This is a genomic window from Mucilaginibacter calamicampi, from assembly GCF_042676765.1.
GTDB classification, from domain to species: domain Bacteria; phylum Bacteroidota; class Bacteroidia; order Sphingobacteriales; family Sphingobacteriaceae; genus Mucilaginibacter; species Mucilaginibacter calamicampi.
The window spans coordinates 168273-189402 of record NZ_JBHTHU010000021.1 but is presented as its reverse complement, the minus strand read 5'-3'; the positions used below and the strand labels follow the sequence as shown (position 1 = coordinate 189402).

31 protein-coding genes are annotated in these 21130 nt (G+C 42.5%); 8 read left to right on the top strand and 23 right to left on the bottom strand.

Annotation, left to right across the window (positions count from 1 at the left end):
* The 17 genes from rplF to ACFQZS_RS16610 form a co-directional block, all read right to left on the bottom strand.
* Positions 1–558 (bottom strand): 50S ribosomal protein L6, encoded by a 558-nt coding sequence (rplF, locus tag ACFQZS_RS16690; RefSeq protein WP_377102080.1) that lies wholly within the window; start codon positions 556–558, stop codon positions 1–3.
* A gap of 16 nt (positions 559–574) precedes the next feature.
* The gene (gene rpsH, locus ACFQZS_RS16685; protein ID WP_100342668.1) at positions 575–973 is read right to left on the bottom strand and encodes a 30S ribosomal protein S8; all 399 of its coding nucleotides are present in this window, start codon (positions 971–973) and stop codon (positions 575–577) included.
* Between the two features lie 135 nt (positions 974–1108).
* Positions 1109–1378 carry a 30S ribosomal protein S14 gene (gene rpsN / locus ACFQZS_RS16680; protein ID WP_377102079.1) on the bottom strand — a complete coding sequence of 90 codons (270 nt, stop codon included), beginning with the start codon at positions 1376–1378 and terminating at the stop codon, positions 1109–1111.
* A complete protein-coding gene (gene rplE, locus ACFQZS_RS16675; RefSeq protein ID WP_377102078.1) occupies positions 1371–1943 on the bottom strand; it encodes a 50S ribosomal protein L5 in 573 nt (190 codons plus the stop codon). The genes rpsN and rplE overlap by 8 nt, the downstream gene beginning before the upstream one ends.
* Complete coding sequence (rplX, locus tag ACFQZS_RS16670) at positions 1943–2281, bottom strand: 50S ribosomal protein L24 (protein WP_377102076.1); 339 nt, start codon at positions 2279–2281, stop codon at positions 1943–1945. Before rplX ends, rplE begins: the two co-directional genes overlap by 1 nt.
* A 1-nt stretch (position 2282) precedes the next feature.
* Complete coding sequence (gene rplN, locus ACFQZS_RS16665) at positions 2283–2651, bottom strand: 50S ribosomal protein L14 (RefSeq protein ID WP_073405786.1); 369 nt, start codon at positions 2649–2651, stop codon at positions 2283–2285.
* 1 nt (position 2652) lies between these two features.
* On the bottom strand, positions 2653–2907 hold the full coding sequence (gene rpsQ / locus ACFQZS_RS16660) for a 30S ribosomal protein S17 (protein ID WP_129876199.1): 255 nt from the start codon (positions 2905–2907) through the stop codon (positions 2653–2655).
* Positions 2908–2927: 20 nt separating this feature from the next.
* The gene (rpmC, locus tag ACFQZS_RS16655) at positions 2928–3137 is read right to left on the bottom strand and encodes a 50S ribosomal protein L29 (protein ID WP_377102075.1); all 210 of its coding nucleotides are present in this window, start codon (positions 3135–3137) and stop codon (positions 2928–2930) included.
* Positions 3138–3230: 93 nt separating this feature from the next.
* Positions 3231–3653, bottom strand: coding sequence for a 50S ribosomal protein L16 (rplP, locus tag ACFQZS_RS16650; protein ID WP_377102074.1), 423 nt, complete (start codon positions 3651–3653; stop codon positions 3231–3233).
* Positions 3654–3803: 150 nt separating this feature from the next.
* The gene (gene rpsC / locus ACFQZS_RS16645) at positions 3804–4706 is read right to left on the bottom strand and encodes a 30S ribosomal protein S3 (protein WP_377102073.1); all 903 of its coding nucleotides are present in this window, start codon (positions 4704–4706) and stop codon (positions 3804–3806) included.
* Positions 4707–4713: 7 nt separating this feature from the next.
* The gene (gene rplV, locus ACFQZS_RS16640) at positions 4714–5142 is read right to left on the bottom strand and encodes a 50S ribosomal protein L22 (RefSeq protein WP_377102072.1); all 429 of its coding nucleotides are present in this window, start codon (positions 5140–5142) and stop codon (positions 4714–4716) included.
* Between the two features lie 6 nt (positions 5143–5148).
* A complete protein-coding gene (rpsS, locus tag ACFQZS_RS16635; protein WP_100342678.1) occupies positions 5149–5415 on the bottom strand; it encodes a 30S ribosomal protein S19 in 267 nt (88 codons plus the stop codon).
* A 2-nt stretch (positions 5416–5417) separates the two neighbouring features.
* Complete coding sequence (gene rplB, locus ACFQZS_RS16630; protein ID WP_377102070.1) at positions 5418–6245, bottom strand: 50S ribosomal protein L2; 828 nt, start codon at positions 6243–6245, stop codon at positions 5418–5420.
* Positions 6246–6253: 8 nt separating this feature from the next.
* Positions 6254–6544, bottom strand: a complete 291-nt coding sequence (gene rplW, locus ACFQZS_RS16625) for a 50S ribosomal protein L23 (RefSeq protein WP_294794555.1) — start codon at positions 6542–6544, stop codon at positions 6254–6256.
* A 1-nt stretch (position 6545) separates the two neighbouring features.
* Positions 6546–7175 (bottom strand): 50S ribosomal protein L4, encoded by a 630-nt coding sequence (gene rplD, locus ACFQZS_RS16620; RefSeq protein ID WP_377102069.1) that lies wholly within the window; start codon positions 7173–7175, stop codon positions 6546–6548.
* Between the two features lies 1 nt (position 7176).
* The gene (gene rplC / locus ACFQZS_RS16615; protein WP_377102067.1) at positions 7177–7794 is read right to left on the bottom strand and encodes a 50S ribosomal protein L3; all 618 of its coding nucleotides are present in this window, start codon (positions 7792–7794) and stop codon (positions 7177–7179) included.
* A 184-nt stretch (positions 7795–7978) separates the two neighbouring features.
* A complete protein-coding gene (locus tag ACFQZS_RS16610) occupies positions 7979–8713 on the bottom strand; it encodes a hypothetical protein (RefSeq protein ID WP_377102066.1) in 735 nt (244 codons plus the stop codon).
* A 133-nt stretch (positions 8714–8846) separates the two neighbouring features.
* On the opposite strand from ACFQZS_RS16610, the gene ACFQZS_RS16605 reads away from it, so the two are divergent.
* From ACFQZS_RS16605 to ACFQZS_RS16590, 4 genes are read left to right on the top strand one after another with little or no spacing between them, the layout of a single operon-like run.
* Positions 8847–9416: a putative colanic acid biosynthesis acetyltransferase gene (locus ACFQZS_RS16605; RefSeq protein WP_377102065.1), complete on the top strand. Its 570-nt coding sequence runs from the start codon at positions 8847–8849 to the stop codon at positions 9414–9416.
* Positions 9417–9428: 12 nt separating this feature from the next.
* Positions 9429–11078, top strand: coding sequence for a GMC family oxidoreductase (locus tag ACFQZS_RS16600; RefSeq protein ID WP_377102064.1), 1650 nt, complete (start codon positions 9429–9431; stop codon positions 11076–11078).
* Positions 11075–11926 (top strand): aldo/keto reductase, encoded by an 852-nt coding sequence (locus ACFQZS_RS16595; protein WP_377102063.1) that lies wholly within the window; start codon positions 11075–11077, stop codon positions 11924–11926. The genes ACFQZS_RS16600 and ACFQZS_RS16595 overlap by 4 nt, the downstream gene beginning before the upstream one ends.
* An 11-nt stretch (positions 11927–11937) precedes the next feature.
* On the top strand, positions 11938–12327 hold the full coding sequence (locus tag ACFQZS_RS16590) for an acyl-CoA thioesterase (RefSeq protein WP_377102061.1): 390 nt from the start codon (positions 11938–11940) through the stop codon (positions 12325–12327).
* Here ACFQZS_RS16590 and ACFQZS_RS16585 read toward each other — a convergent pair whose 3' ends face one another.
* Positions 12328–13587 carry a prephenate dehydrogenase/arogenate dehydrogenase family protein gene (locus ACFQZS_RS16585; protein ID WP_377102059.1) on the bottom strand — a complete coding sequence of 420 codons (1260 nt, stop codon included), beginning with the start codon at positions 13585–13587 and terminating at the stop codon, positions 12328–12330. It lies immediately after the preceding gene.
* A 121-nt stretch (positions 13588–13708) separates the two neighbouring features.
* On the opposite strand from ACFQZS_RS16585, the gene ACFQZS_RS16580 reads away from it, so the two are divergent.
* The 4 genes from ACFQZS_RS16580 (at position 13709) to ACFQZS_RS16565 (ending at position 16813) form a co-directional block, all read left to right on the top strand.
* Positions 13709–14521: a hypothetical protein gene (locus ACFQZS_RS16580; protein ID WP_377102058.1), complete on the top strand. Its 813-nt coding sequence runs from the start codon at positions 13709–13711 to the stop codon at positions 14519–14521.
* 33 nt (positions 14522–14554) lie between these two features.
* Positions 14555–15043, top strand: a complete 489-nt coding sequence (locus tag ACFQZS_RS16575) for a hypothetical protein (protein WP_377102057.1) — start codon at positions 14555–14557, stop codon at positions 15041–15043.
* 229 nt (positions 15044–15272) lie between these two features.
* Positions 15273–15977: a DUF92 domain-containing protein gene (locus ACFQZS_RS16570; RefSeq protein ID WP_377102056.1), complete on the top strand. Its 705-nt coding sequence runs from the start codon at positions 15273–15275 to the stop codon at positions 15975–15977.
* A 101-nt stretch (positions 15978–16078) separates the two neighbouring features.
* Positions 16079–16813, top strand: a complete 735-nt coding sequence (locus ACFQZS_RS16565; RefSeq protein ID WP_377102055.1) for a hypothetical protein — start codon at positions 16079–16081, stop codon at positions 16811–16813.
* A gap of 415 nt (positions 16814–17228) precedes the next feature.
* Here the strand turns inward: ACFQZS_RS16565 and ACFQZS_RS16560 are convergent, their stop codons facing one another.
* From ACFQZS_RS16560 to rpsL, 5 genes are all read right to left on the bottom strand, one after another.
* Complete coding sequence (locus ACFQZS_RS16560; RefSeq protein WP_377102054.1) at positions 17229–17438, bottom strand: hypothetical protein; 210 nt, start codon at positions 17436–17438, stop codon at positions 17229–17231.
* A gap of 83 nt (positions 17439–17521) precedes the next feature.
* Complete coding sequence (gene rpsJ, locus ACFQZS_RS16555) at positions 17522–17827, bottom strand: 30S ribosomal protein S10 (RefSeq protein ID WP_022830652.1); 306 nt, start codon at positions 17825–17827, stop codon at positions 17522–17524.
* A gap of 129 nt (positions 17828–17956) precedes the next feature.
* Positions 17957–20068 (bottom strand): elongation factor G, encoded by a 2112-nt coding sequence (gene fusA / locus ACFQZS_RS16550; RefSeq protein ID WP_377102053.1) that lies wholly within the window; start codon positions 20066–20068, stop codon positions 17957–17959.
* Positions 20069–20168: 100 nt separating this feature from the next.
* A complete protein-coding gene (rpsG, locus tag ACFQZS_RS16545; RefSeq protein WP_377102052.1) occupies positions 20169–20636 on the bottom strand; it encodes a 30S ribosomal protein S7 in 468 nt (155 codons plus the stop codon).
* Positions 20637–20655: 19 nt separating this feature from the next.
* Positions 20656–21069 (bottom strand): 30S ribosomal protein S12, encoded by a 414-nt coding sequence (gene rpsL, locus ACFQZS_RS16540; RefSeq protein ID WP_073405808.1) that lies wholly within the window; start codon positions 21067–21069, stop codon positions 20656–20658.
* Positions 21070–21130: the final 61 nt, after the last annotated feature.

Below are 21130 nucleotides of genomic sequence, written 5' to 3'. Positions count from 1 at the left end.
TTATTTTTTAGATGCTGATTTACCTGCTTTTCTTCTTAATACTTCGCCTGCAAACTTGATACCTTTACCTTTGTATGGTTCAGGAGCACGTAACGAGCGTATTTTTGCCGCTACCTGGCCTATCAGCTGCTTATCGTTTGATTCCAGAATGATGGTTGGGTTTTTACCCTTATCAGCAGTAGTTGTAACTTTAATTTCCTTTGGTAACTCAAACACATAATGGTGAGAGTAACCTAACACTAAGTCTAAAGTGTTACCGGTGTTAGTAGCGCGGTAACCCACACCCACTAATTCCTGAACAACTTTGTAACCTGTAGTTACGCCAACAACCATGTTGTTTAACAAAGCGCGGTATAAACCGTGTAATGCCTTGTGGCGTTTTTGGTCGGTTGGGCGTTGAACCAATAGTTCGGCACCTTCCTGTACCACTTTTATATCTGCATCAACCGCTTGTTGCAATTCACCATTAGGGCCTTTTACAGTTACCACGTTATCATTTGATACGGTAACAGTAACGCCTGCAGGTATTGCAATTGGTGATTTTCCTACTCTTGACATTGCTTAATTCCTCCTATTAATATACGTAGCATAAAACCTCACCACCAACATTTAACTGTTTAGCTTCTTTATCGGTCATTACACCTTTTGAAGTTGACAGGATGGCGATACCTAAACCATTTAATACACGTGGCATGGTGTCCATACCTGCGTATCTGCGTAAACCCGGGCGGCTTATGCGCTCAATTGAACGGATAGCTGGAATTTTAGTTATTGGGTGGTACTTTAAAGCAACTTTAATTGTGCCTTGCGGACCATTATCCTCAAACTTATAGTTTGCAATGTAACCTTTATCAAAAAGAACTTTAGTGATCTCTTTTTTAAGGTTCGATGCAGGAATTTCAACAACCCTGTGGTTGGCTTTAATAGCATTCCTTACTCGTGTAAGATAATCTGCGATTGGATCTGTATTCATTATTTATTGTTTGTGACGATGGTTTCCTTCCCGGCCTTCCGGGCGACCTTTCATCGGTTAATTCCTATTATGCTGTAAGTTGTATGTTATAAGTTGAAAGTACAACCTATAACATACAACTTACAACTGAAAATATTACCAAGAAGCCTTTTTAACTCCCGGGATCTTGCCTTCAAGGGCCATCTCGCGGAAAGTAACACGCGAAATGCCGAATTGACGCATATAACCACGTGGGCGGCCTGTTAATTTGCAACGGTTGTGCAGTTTTACAGCAGATGATGCTTTAGGCAATGCATCTAATGCAACCCAGTCACCAGCTTCTTTTAACGCTGCTCTTTTCTCAGCATATTTAGCTACTAATTTAGCACGTTTAAGTTCGCGTGCTTTTACGCCTTCTTTAGCCATTGTTATTTTGATTTTTGAATGGTAAACCAAATTGTTTCAGTAACTCTAATGCTTCAACATCATTAGTTGCCGAGGTTACAAAGGTAATATCCATACCTTGTATTTTGTTAATTTTATCAATGTTGATCTCAGGGAAGATAATTTGCTCAGTAATACCTAAAGTATAATTACCTCTTCCGTCAAAACCTTTATCATTGATACCTTTAAAATCACGGATACGTGGCAGAGCTACAGAGATCAAACGATCTAAAAACTCATACATTGTATTGTCGCGCAAAGTAACGCGTACGCCTACAGGCATATTTTTACGCAATTTAAAGTTAGAGATATCCTTTTTTGATTTTGAAGATACTGCTAACTGACCGGTGATGGTAGTTAGTTCAGTGATAGTGTTCTCAATCAGTTTTTTATCGGTAGTAGCACCACCAACACCCTGGTTGATAGCTATCTTCTCCAATTTAGGAACCTGCATTACACTTTTGTACTGAAATTTATCTTTCAGGGTAGTGCGTATCTCTTCCTTGTATTTTGATTTTAATCTTGGTGTGTAAGTTGACTCGGCCATTACTTAATTTCCTCCCCTGATTTTTTTGCTACTCTAACTAATTTACCGGCATCGTTTTTCTTACGGCCAACGCGGGTTGTTGCTCCTGTTTTAGGATCAACCAGCGCCAGGTTTGAAATATGTATAGCAGCTTCCTGCTTTACAATACCGCCATTAGGGTTAGCTGCATTTGGTTTAGTGTGTTTTGATACCATGTTGGCACCTTCAACAATAGCACGATTTTTATCAACTATTATTTCCACAATTTTGCCTTGTGATCCTTTTGAGTCACCGGCTATTACTTTCACTAAATCGCCTTTACGGATCTTTAGTTTAGTTGTTTTTGTTTTCTTTTCCATGTTACAATACCTCCGGTGCTAATGAAACGATTTTCATAAATTGTTTCTCACGCAATTCTCTTGCAACAGGGCCGAAGATACGTGTGCCTCTTGGCTCATCCTGGTTGTTCAATAAAACAGCCGCGTTATCGTCAAAACGGATATATGAACCGTCTTTTCTGCGAATCTCTTTTTTGGTTCTAACCACTACGGCTTTTGATACAGTACCTTTTTTTACGTTACCTGATGGCAGCGCGCTTTTAACGGTAACTACAATCTTGTCGCCAATTGAGGCATATCTTTTACCGGTACCGCCTAACACACGGATAACTAAAACTTCTTTAGCGCCGCTGTTGTCAGCTACATTTAATCTTGATTCCTGTTGTACCATCTTATTTAGCCCTCTCTAAAATTTGAACTAATCTCCAGTTTTTGTTTTTGCTCAGCGGACGAGTTTCCATAATCAATACGGTATCGCCAACACCACAAGTGTTAGCTTCGTCATGTGCCATAAACTTGGTAGTTTTCTTTACGAACTTACCATAAATAGGGTGCTTCACTTTCCGCTCAACAGCCACAACAATAGATTTCTCCATTTTATTGCTAACTACCAGGCCGGTACGTGTTTTTCTTAAATTTCTTTCCATTTTTCTCGACGCGTAAAAAATTAATTTTGTTCAGAAGCTGACGCCGCTTTACGCTTAGTTAATTCAGTATTTAAGCGAGCAATCTCCTTACGTACTTTTGTAATACGGCTTGGATTTTCTATGGCCGAAACCGCGTGTGCAAATTTCAACTTGGTAAGGTTTGCCCTTTCCTCGCCGATCTTTGCAACCAACTCTTCAGTTGCGAGCTCTAAAATTTCTGAGTTCTTCATTGTGTTTTTTAATTTCAGTTACAAGTTGCGAGTTGTATGTTGTAAGACTTATAATTACTTATAAACTACAACTTATAACTTACAACTCTCAATTTATGCTTCTACGTAGTCTTTTCTAACTACGAATCTTGTTTGTACCGGCAATTTCTGGGCTGCAAGGCGTAAAGCCTCTTTTGCAACTTCCAGTGGTACACCTTCTGCTTCAAAAATGATCCTACCGGGGCGAACTACCGCTACCCAATATTCCGGCGCACCTTTACCTTTACCCATACGTACCTCTGCTGGTTTTTTGGTTACAGGCTTGTCAGGGAAAATCCTGATCCAAACCTGGCCTTCACGTTTCATGTAACGTGTTACAGCAATACGGGCAGATTCTATCTGGCGGCTGGTTATCCAGGCTGCTTCCAGTGATTTAACACCGAAAGATCCGAATGAAAGTTCGGCGCCACGGGTGGCTAAACCTTTCATTCTGCCTTTTTGCATCTTTCTGAACTTCGTTCTTTTTGGCTGTAGCATTTCTTTTTTAGATTTGAGATGCAAGATTTAAGATATAAGATGTAAATCTTATCAAAAACCTTTATCCTAATTCAACTTTTCTATAAATCAGACTTTGAAAATAAGACCAAGAATCTTATATCTTGTGTCTAACATCTAATGTCTAAATAATTATCTCTTGCCTGGACCGCCGGGACGATTACCGCCACCACCACGATTTGGGCCACCCGGACGGTTATTACCACCACCACGGTTGTTTGGGTTGCTGCCCGGAGCACCGCCGCTTCTGCCGCGATCGCCACCACCTGCACCACCTCTGCGGTCACCACCGCCTCTTCTGTCACCTCTGTCGCCGCCGCGCTCATTGCTGAAACCTGCTGCGCCTTCAGGGCGTCCACCTTTACCGCTTGCGCTGCTTGTGCCACCAATGTTTGGAGACAGGTCGCGCTTGCCGTAAACCTCACCTTTGCAAATCCACACTTTAACACCTATTTTACCATAAGTAGTTAAAGCTTCGGCTAATGCGTAATCAATATCAGCGCGGAAAGTATGTAACGGAATCCTTCCCTCTTTATATTGCTCACTACGCGCCATTTCCGCACCGCCTAAACGGCCTGATGTCATGATCTTGATACCCTCTGCACCCATTCTCATGGTTGCAGCGATAGTAGTTTTCATTGCTCTACGGAAAGAGATACGCGCTTCCAGCTGTTTGGCCACGCCTTCTGCAACTAATTGTGCATCAAGCTCGGGGCGTTTTATCTCGAAGATGTTGATCTGAACTTCCTTTTTAGTCAGTTTCTTCAACTCTTCTTTTATCTTGTCAACTTCGGCACCACCTTTACCTATTACAATACCCGGACGGGCAGTGTGGATAGTTACAGTTATGCGTTTTAAAGTACGCTCAATAACAACTTTGGCTACACCGCCTTTGTTGATACGGGCTGATAAGTATTTGCGGATCTTTTCGTCCTCAACTAATTTATCGGAGTAGTTGTTGCCACCGAACCAGTTAGAATCCCAACCTCTGATGATTCCTAATCTGTTACCTATTGGATGTGCTTTTTGTCCCATTTCCTAATTAGTTGTTTTCATTTTTACTATCAACAATAAGCGTTACGTGGTTTGAACGCTTGCGTATACGGTATCCACGGCCTTGCGGTGCAGGGCGTAATCTTTTTGCCTGACGGCCGCCGCCTACTGATACTTCTTTTACAAATAAGCCACTGTCTTCAACACGTTTGCCTTCGTTTTTTGCTTCCCAGTTTTTAATAGCTGATAACAAAAGTTTCTCTACACGAATAGCAGCTTCTTTGTTAGTAAATTTTAATATATATAACGCTTTCTCAACGTTAACGCCACGAATCAGGTCAACTACCAAACGCATTTTGCGTGGTGAAGTTGGACAGTTCTGTAATTTTGCAACAGAAGCGCCACCTACTTCGGCTTTAGCAGCTTCCTTTTGTTGCCTGATCAATACAGACCTTTTAATTTTTGTTGTTGCTTCCATTGCCTGTTATTTTTTCTTTTCTGCGTGACCGCGGAATGTACGGGTTGGTGCAAACTCTCCCAGCTTGTGACCAACCATGTTTTCTGTTACATACACTGGTATAAATTTGTTACCGTTGTGTACTGCGAATGTATGACCAACGAAATCCGGAGAAATCATGGAACGACGAGACCATGTCTTTACTACTGATTTTTTATTTGATTCATTCAAGGTCAGAACTTTTCTGTCCAGGTTATGATCAATATACGGTCCTTTTTTAATTGAACGTGCCATTATTATTTCTTCCTTCTTTCAATGATATAACGATCAGACCCTTTTTTCTTGTCGCGGGTTTTATAGCCTTTAGCTAATAAACCTTTGCGTGAGCGTGGATGACCACCTGAGGCTCTACCCTCACCACCACCCATAGGGTGATCTACCGGGTTCATAGCTACACCACGAACTCTTGGGCGACGGCCTAACCAGCGTTTTCTGCCGGCCTTACCTAATACTTCGTTTTGCCTTTCGCCATTTGAAACTGTACCGATAGTAGCTAAACAAGTAGCTAAGATCATACGGGTCTCACCTGAAGGCAATTTGATAACAGCATATTTGCCATCACGTGCAGCAAGCTGCGCGTAAGTACCTGCTGAACGTGCTATTGTACCACCCTGACCAGGATTCAATTCAATATTGTGAATGATTGAACCCAATGGAATAGTTTTAAGTGGTAAAGTGTTACCAACTTCCGGTGCAACGTTCTCGCCAGATAAAACAGTTTGTCCAACTGTTAAACCTTCAGGAGCTATCATGTATCTTTTCTCACCATCAACAAAGTGTAGCAATGCTATACGTGCTGAACGGTTTGGATCATATTCAATTGTAGCAACAGTTGCGGGGATGTCAAACTTATTACGTTTAAAATCAATCAATCTGTATAACTGCTTGTGACCACCACCTAAGTAGCGCATGGTCATTTTACCGCTATGGTTACGACCACCTGACCTGGTGTTTACAGATACTACCAATGACTTTTCAGGTACATTTGTAGTAATGTCAGAGTTATCAGCACCTACTCTGAAGCGGGTACCCGGCGTAACCGGTTTAAATCTTTTTACTGCCATCTCCTTATTTATATATTGCTATAAAAATCTATTGTTTCACCGTCTTTCAACGTAACAACCGCTTTCTTAACTGTAGCAGCACGACCTGATACCGGTCCGGCTTTAGTGTTGCGGGTTTTAAGTTTTCCAACGTACCTCATGGTATTTACAGCTGTTATATTAACGCCATACATGGCTTCAATAGCTGATTTAATCTGAATCTTGTTAGCTTTTGGATGAACCAGGAAAGCGTAACGGTTAAGCTTATCAGTTAACTGAGTAACTTTTTCAGTAAGTAAGGGTTTTCTTAAAATTTCCATATTACTTAGCTAATGCTTCCTCCAAAACTTTAACAGTACCTGTGGTTAACAAAAGTTTGCCTGCGTTTAACACATCATAAGTGTTTAACTGGTCGGCTGTGATAACCTTTGTTTTTTTCAGGTTTCTGCTTGATAAATACACATTGTTATTTGCTGCAGGCAATACTAATAATGTTTTAACATCAGTAGCTTGCAGATCTGCAACCAGTTTGATGTAGCTTTTAGTTTTGATAGCATCAAAACTGAAATCTTCTAAAACTATAATGTTGCTGTCTTTTGCTTTGTATGATAAGGCAGAGTAACGAGCCAGCGTTTTAAGTTTTTTGTTCAACTTAAAGCTGTAATCGCGCGGCTGCGGACCGAACACACGGCCACCACCATTAAACAATGGTGATTTTACGCTACCGGCACGTGCACCGCCTGTACCTTTTTGTTTGTATAATTTGCGGGTTGAACCTGCAATCTCATTACGCTGTTTTGCTTTATGAGTACCTTGACGCTGGTTAGCTAAAAATTGCTTAACATCAAGATAAATAGCGTGATCATTGGGCTCTATACCGAAAATAGCTTCAGGAAGCTGCACCTTGGCACCTGTTTCTTTACCTGATACATTTAATACTTTAACTTCCATCTTATTTATCCACTATTACCATTGAACCTTTGGCTCCAGGGATAGAACCTTTAACTACTATAAGATTTTGATCAGCATAAACTTTCAAAACCTCTAAGTTTTGAACCTTTACACGCTCATTACCCATTTGGCCCGCCATACGCATTCCTTTGAATACGCGAGATGGCCATGATGAAGCACCCAATGAACCCGGAGCACGTAATCTGTTGTGCTGACCGTGAGTTTGCATACCCACACCGCCAAAACCATGACGTTTTACCACACCCTGAAAACCTTTACCTTTTGAGGTACCAACCACATCAACAAAGTCGCCTTCTGCAAAAATCTCGACAGTAACGGTGTCGCCTAAAGATTTTTGATCTTCAAAAGATTTGAATTCAACTAATTTACGTTTTGGGGTTGTTCCGGCTTTTTGGAAGTGTCCTTTTAACGGACCTGAGGTGTTTTTCTCTTTTTTCTCGCCGTAAGCTAACTGTACGGAAGAATACCCGTCTGTATCAACAGACTTGATTTGTGTTACCACGCAAGGGCCAGCTTCGATAACGGTACAAGGGATGTTTTTCCCTGTGCCATCGAATATGCTGGTCATACCTACCTTTTTACCAATTATTCCTGACATTTTAATATTTTTTGTTGCCCATCGAAGCAGTAGGGCTTCGTTCAAGGCATGTTATCCCCGTTAAGGGACGGCAAAGATAGATATTTTGTATTAAATGTCAAATACTTAGTGAGTTATTTTTTTATAAATTATTTAGGGGAAAATATAGGGTCTGGGCACGGTTAAAGTGGGTAACCTGAAAAGACTAATAATTAATCTTTGCGTGCATGCTCAATACCAGATCTCGCACGGTCTTGTAACTGCCAATAGTGATTTTGGCCGGTTTAATACGATTTCCCATTACGAATAAGATTACGCTGATAAACATTATAACCAATAAACCCCAGTGAAAATGCCGGATAAGGGAAACAGCAACCGTAGAAAATGCAAAAAGACCAAACATGGCCCAAGCCACTTGCATTACTTTGTTTTCCTGATAATTGAATTTTGTTAATGAACCAGGAGCCAGCTTATTTACTTCCTCTAACCAAATATAACTTTTCTTCCTTTCAAACAACGGCGCTATTTCAGAACCGGGGCTGATGTTTTGTGTGTCGACACCCCTTTTGGCCAAATTGTTCATCAAAGTTTTAAAAATAGCCGCAGTTTCACATGATTTGCTCATTATTACAACAGGCGTTATTCGTTGTCGCTGTGCATAGGCTGATATATATCTGCAAAAATCTTCTAAAGTGCTGCTCTTATTTTTGAGTATACTTTCTAAATCAAAAACCGGGGTATTCAAATTAAAAAGTTTGTGATAATATTCCGCCAGCTTTTTATGACTGATCAAATCGCAAATAGAAATCCAATCAGCAATGGATGTCGCAAAGGTCAATTGTGCTCCTGCATCAACCTCCGGGTCAAACACTGACTGAAAATTGTAAAAGTCCCTTAATATCTGAAGTATCTCTTCAGGAGAATAATTCACATGGCTCATACAATATAAAATAGCAACTCAAATTTATAAAAACATTAAGAGAAATATGTCCCGGAAATAACACATACAGAGTGTGTCCATACATTCCACTCATTGACAAAGTATACTTTTTATTTTTACCTTTATAGCACTGATGATTTTCTCGCACGATCCTAACGCCGAAGACGCCTATAAAAGACCGTCATTCCCTGTTTCCGACAAGATCAGACGCTTTGTTTGGATGATGACCTGGTTCTTATTATGCCGGTTTACGCCTGCGCCCATGCATAGGTGGCGATCAATGATACTACGTTTATTCGGGGCTAAAATCGGGGAGGGAAATTACATCTATCCCAACTGCAATATATGGGCACCCTGGCTATTAGAAACCGAAGAAGTGGTTACCATTGGCGGCGGGGTTGAAATTTACAATCCCGGTGGCGTAAAACTCGGTCACCATACCATCCTTTCGCAAGACGCTTTTTTATGCGGCGCTACACATAATTACCAGACTATTGATTTTACTTATATAAAAAAGCAAATAGTGATGGAACCCTATGTGTGGATATGCGCCCGGGCGGTGGTTTTACCCGGCGTACATTGCTATGAGGGCAGTGTGCTTGGCGCTGCTTCTGTAACAGGGAAAGACATGGCGGCCTGGACGGTATATGCAGGTAATCCGGCCGTGGAGGTTAAAAAGCGCAATATTGTAACATCAGCCTAATAAGCGGCAAGAATGACGGAAGGGAACACATCCATTAAATATGACCTCTGTATAATTGGAAGCGGCCCGGCCGGAATAATTACAGCGCTTGAATACTGCAGGTCAAATCCTGATAAACGAGTTTTACTGCTTGAGTACGGTTTTAAAAACCTGGGGCCCGAAAATGATCTTGATGATTCCATAACAATTAAGAATCCCGTCAACCACCATTATCCGTATGAATGTACCAACAAAGGCCTTGGCGGTACATCTGCAAGTTGGGGCGGGCGCTGCGTAAACTACGACGAGGTTGACTTTGTTAAACGTGATGCCATTGGCGAAAACTGCACCTGGGATAAAGCTTTATTTGATGATATAGATCAATATACCGACAAGGCCGCAGCTTACTTTGAATGTGGCAGAGCTCTGTTCGATCTCAATAAAATACAGGCAAAATCAGCCACCAGGATAGCCGAAGGATTTATTCAGGGCGATATTACAGATAGTATTGTTGAAAGATGGAGCATGCCCACCCGCTTTGGCAGCCGGTATGCCGATGAGCTAAATGCCCTAACTAACTTAACTTATTTTGAAGGCAAAGAAGCCCGCTCATTTTCTGAGCCTGATGAACATGGCAAGGTATCTACCTTATATATAAACGACTTAAAAACAAAAGCCACTGAAACAATACAGGCTAATATTTTTGTATTGGCTGCCGGTGCGATGGAAACCACCCGCCTATTGCTGCGTAATTTGCAGTTGTTTAACGCGCTGCCTGAGCCGCCAAAGGCACTGGGCAAATACTATCAAAACCACTTATCGGGCAAAATAGCATCGATAAAATTTTATGGGGATCCTAAAAAAACTGATTACGGGTTTCAAATGGATGACGGTGGTGTTTATGTAAGGCGGCGTTTCCAGTTTTCTGCCGACTTTTTGGTAAAAAACAACCTGCTAAATACCGCTATGTGGTTGGATAATCCTTTGTATTATAACCCACAACATGGCAGCGGCCCAATGTCATTTATGTACCTGGCCATGATAACGCCCGTTTTGGGTAAAAAGCTGGCGCCGCCGGCAGTGGCGCTGTCTGTAACAGGCGGTAAGGTGTTCGGGATATCAAAACACTTGTTGAATATAGTAAAGGGCCTACCCGGTTCCCTGCTTAAACCAGCATCTATATTTTACCGCCGCTACTGTTTAAAACGCAAGTTACCGGGTGTTTTTCTATATAACCCCGAAAACCGTTACGCCCTGCATTTTCATGCAGAGCAAATTCCTTATGAAGGTAATCGCATGGAGCTTGGGCCAGACGGTGAACGACTGATTGTTCATTATGATTTAACAGATGTAGATATATCGTCTGTTATTACATTGCACCAGGAGTTGGATGAATGGCTAAGAAAGTGCAACTGCGGCGAGTTAGAATATTGGTATCCTGAAGAAGAACGGGCAAAAATGATCAGGCAGATCTCTAAAGATGGCGTGCATCAATTAGGAACAACGCGTATTGCAGACTCGGCAGATAAAGGCGTGGTGGATCGTGATGTAAAACTATTCGGAACAAATAACATTTACGTTTGCAGCAGTTCTGTCTTTCCTACTTCCGGTCAGGCTAATCCAACGTTCTTTTTGGGCGCCTTTGCCGTTAGGCTCGCCAGCCATTTAAGCAAAATAACATGAGAAAGGTTGAGTTAGCAAAAGACATCTATTCATCAATATTGGGATTTGGCTGCGCACCAATCATGGGTTCGGTTGATGCATCTACCGGAAAACGCGCGCTTTATTGTGCTTTAGATGCTGGCGTTAATCATTTAGACCTGGCCCGCTCCTACGGATATGGTGAGGCGGAGAAATTTGCGGGCAAACTTATTAAGGGGATGCGTCATGATCTGGTTTTAGCCAGCAAATTTGGTATAGTAGCAAACTGGAAAGCTAATTTAATAGCACCGGTAAAGCCGCTTGTACGTTACGCTCTTGGGAAGGTTAAAAAAAGCAATCCGGTGCCCAGTAAACCAACGGGACAAGAAACTGGCGTAACCATTGCTAACAGGTTTTTAGAACGCGTGCCTATAACCGCAGATGAAATGAGGAAAAGTCTCGATAAGACCTTAAAAGCTTTAGGGACTGATTATCTTGATTGCCTTTTTATACACGAACCCCTTGAGATTTTGCTTAATGTTAATGAATTGATTGCTGAAGCTGATCTATTAAAGCAACAAGGAAAGATACGCGCGCTGGGTTTAGCCTGCATGAGGACCCAAATGCCATTGCATACCGGATATTTAAATAAGTTTGATCTGCTTCAATTTGATAACTCGCCGGGCGCGCCGGGTTACGGCAAGGCAGCTGCAGAAAGAGGAAGTAGCTCAAATGTTATATTTTCGCCAATGCGAGGTGGTTCTGAACAAATAACACCTGCTGACAAGCTTAAGCAACTTTATACTGATTTTTCGAATAGCGTTGTTGTTTGTTCTATGTTTAATACCGATCATATTGCGGCGAATGCCGCGGTGGCTGAATTATCCTGATTATAATTTATATGAATTTTTACACACGTAAATGGGTAAAACCCGAAGACCTTAATGCTCATAACACGCTTTTTGGTGGCCGCTTAATGGCCTGGATAGACGAGGAAGCAGCTATTTACACCACTATTCAATTGGGCACAAATGGCGTTGTTACCAAATACATTTCTGAGATAAATTTTGTGAGCTCGGCGAAACAGGGTGACATTGTTGAGTTAGGTATAAAAGCTATCCGCTTTGGCCGTACATCATTAACACTTACCTGCGAGGTGCGTAACAAGATCTCGCAGAAAACCATACTTACCATTGATAAGATAGTTTTTGTAGCTGTTGATGCAGACGGCAAGCCGGTTCCGCACGGGCGTACTGAGATTATTTATACGGATGAGAGATTGAGGGAATAACTACTCCATCATCAGCCTGCGTATCAACTCAGCGCTTTGCTTTTTGCCTTCCTCCAGACGGTCGTTAAAGAATGTCTGAACCTGGTTAAAGTGCTTTTTGTAGCCTTCCATATCGCCATAGCCTATAATAGACGACCACTCGCGCACGGCCGAATGAAACTCCAGATCGTCGCCACGGATAGTTTTATCGTACAGCGCCGCTTGGATAGATTCTTCTAACAGCTCATCATTTTTAAACAGATATTCAGCAATACCCAACCGTAAACGGAACGGAGGGGTCTGCCCAATAAGGTTATCATAAGGATTAACACCCAAATGATACCAGGCATCAACCATACTTAAAATACTTAAATGCGAGTTAGGTTTTTGCTTCTCATGGTTTTGAGAAAGCGAAAATTCCTTCATCACCTTATCGCTCAGCATAATGGGTTTGCGGCTTTCATGAAAAACAAAATCGCGCGCGCGGTATAAGCGTTTGCGGAAGGTTTCTTCCTCTTCCTGTATCATCAGCTTAAACAATTCTGATTCAGAAACCGCGTACTGCCTTACCTGCTGCCGGGCGTAGGGGTTCATTATGGCTAACCCGGCATAAACGTGTGCTTTGTAGCTAAAAATGCGAAGGGTGGTTAATATCTTAACATTATCGATACCCCCTATGTACGATGCATTTTCCCATGGGAAAAACCCTGCCGACATCCACGCCGTACCCATACTCTCAAAACCAACATGCGTAACGGCTTGTGTGTCGGCTACTATTTTGTCGTGTTCGTGGTAATCAACCAGTTCCACTATTTTTGAGCCTATAGCGTTGAAGAGGTCCAACATTTGCTGCCGGGCAGTTTCATTGGCTCTGTGCGGTATTAATATAAGCGTTTGGCCTTTCGGTTCAAACGCGGGGCCATGCATACCATGAAAGGTAACTATCTGGGTATCGTGCGGCAGGTGTTTTTCAAATGCCGCAATTTCTGGTGTTTTTACTGATGTTTGGCCGGCAACAATAGCGCCCGGTTTAGTGTAGATAGCAAACTCTGCCACTACCCCTTCCAGCTTCTCTGCTTCTACCGAATAGATGATCAGGTCGCTGGTTTCTACAACCTCGCGCCCTGTATTAAGTACCGCTATGTGGTGTGGTGCAAGTTCCTGCTCCAGTGCAAAACGATTAGCAGGCAGGTCGCAGCCGCAAACGGTATAACCAGCCTTTGCAAAAGCTTTGGCGTATAACCGCCCCATATCACCTAAACCAATTATACCGATATTCATCCCGCTAATATAGTTATGGGAGGTAACAATTCTGGCCCAATATTAGCTTACACAACAAAAAAACCATAATAAAAGCTATTTTTGAGTGTTTTTTAGGAGCTGTATATTACTTTTTGTTATCATGAGAAACTCTGTCGGATTGAGAATTAATATTGTTATTGCGGTTATTTGCATGAGCGTCATATTCGCAAATGCACAGGACACTACCAGGAAGGCTGCTGCAAAACCGGTAGTAACCAAACCGGCATCCAAGGCGGCTCCTGTTGCAGTGAAAAGCGGCATACCTATTAATCCTAAAACCGGGCGGCCTTACAGTAAGTGGGGATATGGCGCTAACGCGAAAGCTTATCAGGCTCAAAAGAAAGCGGACACCCTTAAAAAGGTTGTTACCCCTCAGCCTGTTACACCGGCACCTGTTGCAACTGCACCCGCCACACCCGTTGTGGTTGACAAGAGCCTGAATGGCCAGTACCAATACCTGCTAACCAAAGTTTACAACTATCAGCAACCTTTTGTGGCTGCATTCTGGAAGAACATACGCGACTCGCTTAACAACAACCGCAGGCAACTTAAAGAGGTTAACGATAAACTGGCGGCAAGCAATCAATCTATCAACCAATTGCAAACGAGTGTAACGGCGCATGAAACCGAGCTCTCTGAAGCCGATTCTGTTGATTTTATTGGCATATCCTTTTCTAAAAACGGTTACAGCACCATGATGTGGGGCTTGGTGTTAGTATTAGGGGCTGTGGCCGCTACCGTAATATTCCGGTCAGGCAGTGCACGATCTGAGGCTGCCTACCGTACCAAGCTGTATAGTGAATTGGAAGAGGAGTACAAAACCTACAAAGCCAAAGCCAACGAAAAGGAAAAGAAACTGGCCCGCGAACTACAAACCGAGCGCAACAAGGTGGATGAACTGACAGGCAAATAGCCCCCCCGGCCCCCTAAAGGGGAGGATTAACATATGTCGACATTTGTAAGTTTAGATAAGAGTTCCCCCTTTAGGGGGTTAGGGGGTAAGGCTTTCCTATTTGGCTGGAACCCCGTTAAGTTTGCGTGGGCCGATCTGGATGATGACATAGCCCTTCTCCAATCAGGCGGGGTACTGGAAGACAATTGGAGCGCTGCCAGCCATAAAAGCATACAGCCGGGCGACAGGGCCTTTGTAATGCGGGTGGGCGTTGAGCCTAAGGGGATCTTCGCGTCGGGTGTTATATCATCTGACCCTTATGTTGCTTACCGTAACGGGCGGCATTATTACCGTGTCAACATTCAGTTTGATACCTTGCTGAATCCTGATAAGGAAACTATACTTACCCTGGATATTTTAAAGACCGGCAACCTGGCCAAACAAACCTGGACACCGCAGGCGTCAGGTATATCAATTAAGCCTGAGCTGGTTGACGAACTTGAAGGCGTTTGGCAGGATTTTTTAGAGAATAGAGAGGTGTAGTTGTCCCGCGTGTGTTTGAGACAAAATGGGACAAGTCGGGACAGATTTTTGCGTAATTAATTGATATTTAGCGATCTAATATTTTTACCTGGGACAAAGTGAGACTACTTATTCGTCAGGAAATTTAGCTGTAAATGTTATCTAAAATACTGATAATCAGACATACTGAAAATTCAGACTTTTTTGTCCCACGCGCGGGACAAAAAGACAAACCATAAACAGAAAACCAATGCCTGTTACCGACATTATTGTATATGCAACCCTGTTGTTGGCCGGGGTGTGGAGCTATACCTCGGGTAAGCTTACCATTGCAGGCAGCACAACAGGCGCTATTACCGGTTTTATCATATTTAAAGGCGCGGGCCTGGCCTGTTTTATCATGCTGACTTTCTTTTTTTTGATTGGCTCGGCAGCTACAAAATGGCAGCGCCATAAGAAAGCCGTGATGAATGCTTCGGACCATAATGAGGGCCGCCGTACCGCCTGGCAGGTAGTTGCCAATAGCGGTGTTGCAGGTATACTGGCGCTATTGGCCTTTTGGCGGAATGAATATTTGCCGATAGTTCAGTTAATGATAGCGGGAAGTTTTGCAGCCGCAATGGCCGATACCTTATCATCTGAATTGGGAACTGTTTACGGCAGGCACTTTTATAACATCATTAGCTTAAAAAAAGATAAACGCGGCCTGGATGGGGTGGTGAGTTTGGAAGGCACGGTATTTGGTATAGCGGGCGCTTTTGCTATTGCTACCATTTATGCCTTGTTTTTTGGTTGGAACATATTGGCATTGTGGATAGTGATTGCCGGGTTCGCAGGTAATGTTTTTGATTCTGTTTTAGGCGCTACACTGGAGCTTAAGGGTTGGATGGGAAATAACCTGGTTAACTTTTTGAATACGGCTGTGGGCGCGGGGGTATGCCTAATGCTCACTTAGCCTTAGCGGCCACGGATTTTATAACTCAGCGTGATAACGCGGTTTGCATTTGTAAATCAATAAGTTAAATTTGTTTAACCATTTATTAAAACCAATCACTTATGAGCATACGCCAGCGGGTGGCCGCCCAAAAATATATTTATGCCGGTTCGGTATTATTAGGTTTAGCATTTATAGGCACCGGGCTTCAACATTTTATATACCTGCAGTTTGTAGCCACTTTAGTGCCTGCTTATATGCCCGTTAAAATACTTTGGGCCGGGCTTACAGGCGCTGCCATGATATTAGCTGGTGTAAGTTTTCTAATTAGGCGAAGAACGACCTTAGCGGCAATGCTTTTAAGCCTGATGATGCTGGGCTTTATACTGCTGATACACATACCCAAACTAATAAGCGCCCCGCACGAGATAAACAACTGGATACGTGCTATGCAGGATCTGGCCATTTTAGGTACGGCCCTGATGCTTACTTCTACAAAAACATTTAATAAGGCAGGCATCGCTTTATACGCGCTTCCTTTAATATTATTGGGCGTGGCCCATTTTATGCACCCGGCTTTAATTACACCTAAAGTACCAGCCTATTTGCCGGCTGCTTCAATAATAGACTACTTTGTTGGCGCTGCAATGACTGGCCTTGGCGTATGCATTGTTGCCCGGCGTTACGCGCTGGTATGTGCTTTGGCTATGGGGGCCTTGCTGCTGGTATTTGCCCTGTTGTATAGTGTACCCACTTTGGCGGCCAATATTAAGGATGGCGGTGAATGGACGACTTTGTTGTTAGCGCTGGCTGTGGCGGGTGGCGGGTTTGTGGCAGCAGGAAAGGTTGGAAAATAGTGACAGGAAGTTCTTACTTTAAAGTCAGTTATTAATTGCAGATGGCCTGGGGTATGAGGTGCTGAAACAAGTTCAGCATGACGGTGTGGTTAATAAAAAGACCACGGTATAACAAGAATGATTTGACGCTTATAATATGGGATCTTGTCTGTTATCCCAAAAGAATAATATTTCGATAGTTGTATCTTTTACCTGATAAAAAACAGAACAGTTTCTGTGAACAAATCCCTTCCTAACATTTCCTTCGTTGTCGATAGCTTTAAAAATAAATGGGAATCTGCTGATTGTATCCATTACTTCGTAAACACGCCTTCGTTAACATTTCGTTCATGTTCTCCCCATCTATCTAAAATTTGATTACCTATAGCTTCAAATGTATAATCTGCTTTATTAGTAAAAACTACGGTGAATAACATTACTCAGCAGGATACTTTTTTTTAAACTCTTCATAAGTAATAAATCTTCCTGCTTTTATATCTTCCTGCCCTTGCGCAATTCCATCTAAAACGTGGGCAGGCAGGTAATTGTCGCTTTCATCTCTAATAAAAGCGATATGCTCGCTTTCTAAAAAATCAGCTATAAGCTTTTCCTGTTCAGCTGTTGGGGTTACTATGTAAGTGCTCATAATCAAATATAAGAATTTGACAAACAAAAAAGCCACTCCGTTTCGGAAATGGCTTTCTATATTTTTCGGATCTTCCGGTCCTATCACACTTTGATCTCAACTTCAACACCGCTTGGCAATTCAAGCTTCATTAAAGCGTCAACAGTTTTTGAGTTTGAGCTGTAGATATCCAATAGTCTTTTGTAAGAACATAATTGGAATTGCTCGCGCGCTTTTTTGTTAACATGCGGTGAACGCAATACTGTAAAGATTTTCTTTTCAGTTGGTAACGGAAGCGGTCCGCTAACTACAGCACCCGTAGGTTTTACTGTTTTTACGATCTTCTCTGCTGATTTGTCAACCAGGTTGTAATCGTAAGATTTCAATTTGATTCTGATTCTTTGGCTCATGTTTACTTTTGTTTAAAACTACCCTAAGAGCTATTTATTAGGTGTAATTATTGATTTATTGAATTAATGAATTATTGAATTAGCTAAGAGCATTCACTCCATCCCTAACTCAATAATTCAAAATTGATACTAGTCTACAGATACTTGCTTTTTACCTTTGTTTTTAGCAACTACCTCGTCTTGTACGTTACGCGGAGCCGGCTCGTAGTGATCAAACTCCATGGTTGAAGTTGCACGACCTGAAGTAATAGTACGCAATTGTGTTACGTAACCAAACATTTCAGAAAGTGGCACCTGGGCTTTGATAACCTGAGAACCTGCACGTGTATCCATACCTTGCAGCTGACCACGACGACGGTTCATGTCACCAATAACGTCACCCATGTTCTCTTCAGGAGTAAGGATCTCAATTTTCATGATCGGCTCTAACAATACCGGCTTACATTTTGGCAATGCCTCGCGGTATGCAGAACGACCAGCTATCTCGAAAGATAACGCGTCCGAATCGACAGCGTGGAATGAACCATCTATTAAACGTACTTTTAAGCTGGTAAGCGGGTAACCTGCCAATACACCATTATCCATAGCAGACTTGAAGCCTTTCTCTACAGATGGGATGAACTCGCGAGGGATAGAACCACCAACAATCTCGTTAACAAACTCCAATCCTTCTTTACCTTCTTCTCCCGGAGAAATAACCACCTGGATATCGGCAAATTTACCACGACCACCGGTTTGTTTCTTGTAAGTTTCGCGGTGTTGGGTTGTTCCGGTAATAGCCTCTTTGTAAGCTACCTGCGGAGCACCCTGGTTAACCTCAACTTTGAATTCGCGTTTTAAACGGTCCATCAAAATGTCTAAGTGTAACTCACCCATACCAGAAATTACAGTTTGGCCTGTATCCTGATCTGTTTGTACGCGGAAGGTTGGATCCTCTTCGGCTAATTTACCTAAAGCTATACCTAATTTATCAACGTCGGCCTGAGTTTTAGGCTCAATTGCCAAACCAATAACCGGATCAGGGAATACCATTGATTCCAGAACCAACTGGTGTTTCTCGTCGCAAAGCGTATCACCTGTTTTAATATCCTTAAAGCCCACTACCGCAGCAATATCACCTGCACCTACGTTAGGGATAGGGTTTTGCTTGTTAGCGTGCATCTGGAAGATACGGCTGATACGCTCTTTGTTCTCTGAACGCATGTTGTAGATGTATGAACCCGCATCAAGATTACCCGAGTAAACACGGATAAAGCATAAACGGCCTACAAACGGGTCGGTAGCTATCTTAAATGCTAAAGCTGCAAATGGCTCTTTAACATCCGGTTTAACAATGATCTCTGCGCCGGTATCAGGGTTAGTACCAACAACACCTTTTGAATCCAAAGGTGAAGGCATAAGCTCCATCACATAATCCAGCATGGTTTGCACACCTTTGTTTTTGAAAGATGAACCGCAGGTCATCGGAACAATTTTACCGGCTAATGTAGCCTGACGTAAAGCGTCTAATACCTCGCGCTCAGTGATAGTGGTTGGATCGTCAAAGAATTTCTCCATTAAAGAATCATCAAAATCAGCTACAGCTTCTAACAATTTCTCTCTCCACTCGGTAGCTTCTTCCATCATATCATCAGGAATTGGCACTTCAGTAAAGGTCATTCCTTTATCGTGCTCGTTCCAAACAATACCTCTCCAGTTGATCAGGTCAACCACACCTTTAAATTGGTCTTCAGCACCGATAGGTAATTGCAATGGGATAGCAGTACTGCCCAACATCTCTTTAACCTGTTTTACCACGTTAAGGAAATCGGCGCCACTACGGTCCATTTTGTTAACAAAACCAATACGTGGTACGTTGTAGTTGTTAGCCAAACGCCAGTTAGTTTCTGACTGAGGCTCAACACCGTCAACCGCGCTGAATAAGAACACTAAACCATCAAGCACACGTAATGAACGGTTTACCTCTACGGTAAAATCCACGTGGCCCGGGGTATCAATAATGTTCATGTGGTAGTTATCACCACGGTATTTCCAGTTAACGGTAGTAGCAGCTGATGTAATGGTAATACCACGCTCCTGCTCCTGCGCCATCCAGTCCATAGTAGCAGCACCTTCGTGCACCTCGCCTATTTTGTGGCTAACACCGGCATAGTATAAAATACGCTCGGTAGTGGTGGTTTTACCCGCATCAATGTGAGCGGCAATACCAATATTTCTTGTATATTTTAGATCTCTTGACATGTTTTTTTTATTGAGTGAATGGGCAAATGAGCGAATTATTGATTAGCATAACATTACCAAATCAACAATTCACTCATTCACTCAATCACTAATTCACTCATTAGAAACGGAAGTGTGAGAACGCTTTGTTAGCCTCAGCCATTTTGTGCGTATCTTCTTTCTTCTTCACTGCTGCACCTTCACCTTTAGCTGCTGATATGATCTCGCCTGCCAATTTCTCCATCATGGTTTTTTCGCCACGACGACGTGCATAGCTAATTAACCATTTCATACCCAAAGCAACTTTACGCTCCGGACGAACCTCGGTAGGTACCTGGAAGTTAGCACCACCAACGCGGCGGCTTTTTACTTCAACTGCAGGCATAACATTGTTTAAAGCTTTTTTCCAGGTTTCTAAACCGTTCTCGCTTGTTTTCTTTTCAACAATCTCTACTGCATTATAAAATATAGAATACGCGGTAGATTTTTTACCATCGTACATCATGTTATTTACAAACCTGGTTACCAAAATATCATTGAATTTTGGATCAGGAAGAAGGATTCTCTTTTTTGGTTTTGACTTTCTCATTTGTACTATCCTCCTTTAATTATTTCTTTTTGCCTTTTGTTGGAGCCGCGGCTACTTGTCCTGGTTTAGGGCGTTTAGTACCGTATTTAGAACGGCGCTGGTTACGACCTGCAACACCAGAAGTATCTAACGCACCACGAATGATGTGGTAACGTACACCCGGTAAATCTTTAACCCTGCCACCGCGAATTAACACGATAGAGTGCTCTTGCAAGTTGTGGCCTTCTCCAGGGATGTAGGCGTTAACTTCTTTACCATTGGTTAAACGTACACGCGCAACTTTACGCATTGCTGAGTTTGGTTTTTTAGGGGTAGTGGTATACACACGTGTGCACACGCCTCTTCGCTGTGGACAGCTGTCCAACGCTGGCGACTTACTCTTGTCAACCAGAGCTACTCTACCTTTTCTAACTAATTGTTGAATAGTAGGCATTCTTTCCTTTTTGTCTATTTGTTTTTATCCCGGTTTTCGGGACTGCAAAAGTACGGAGTTA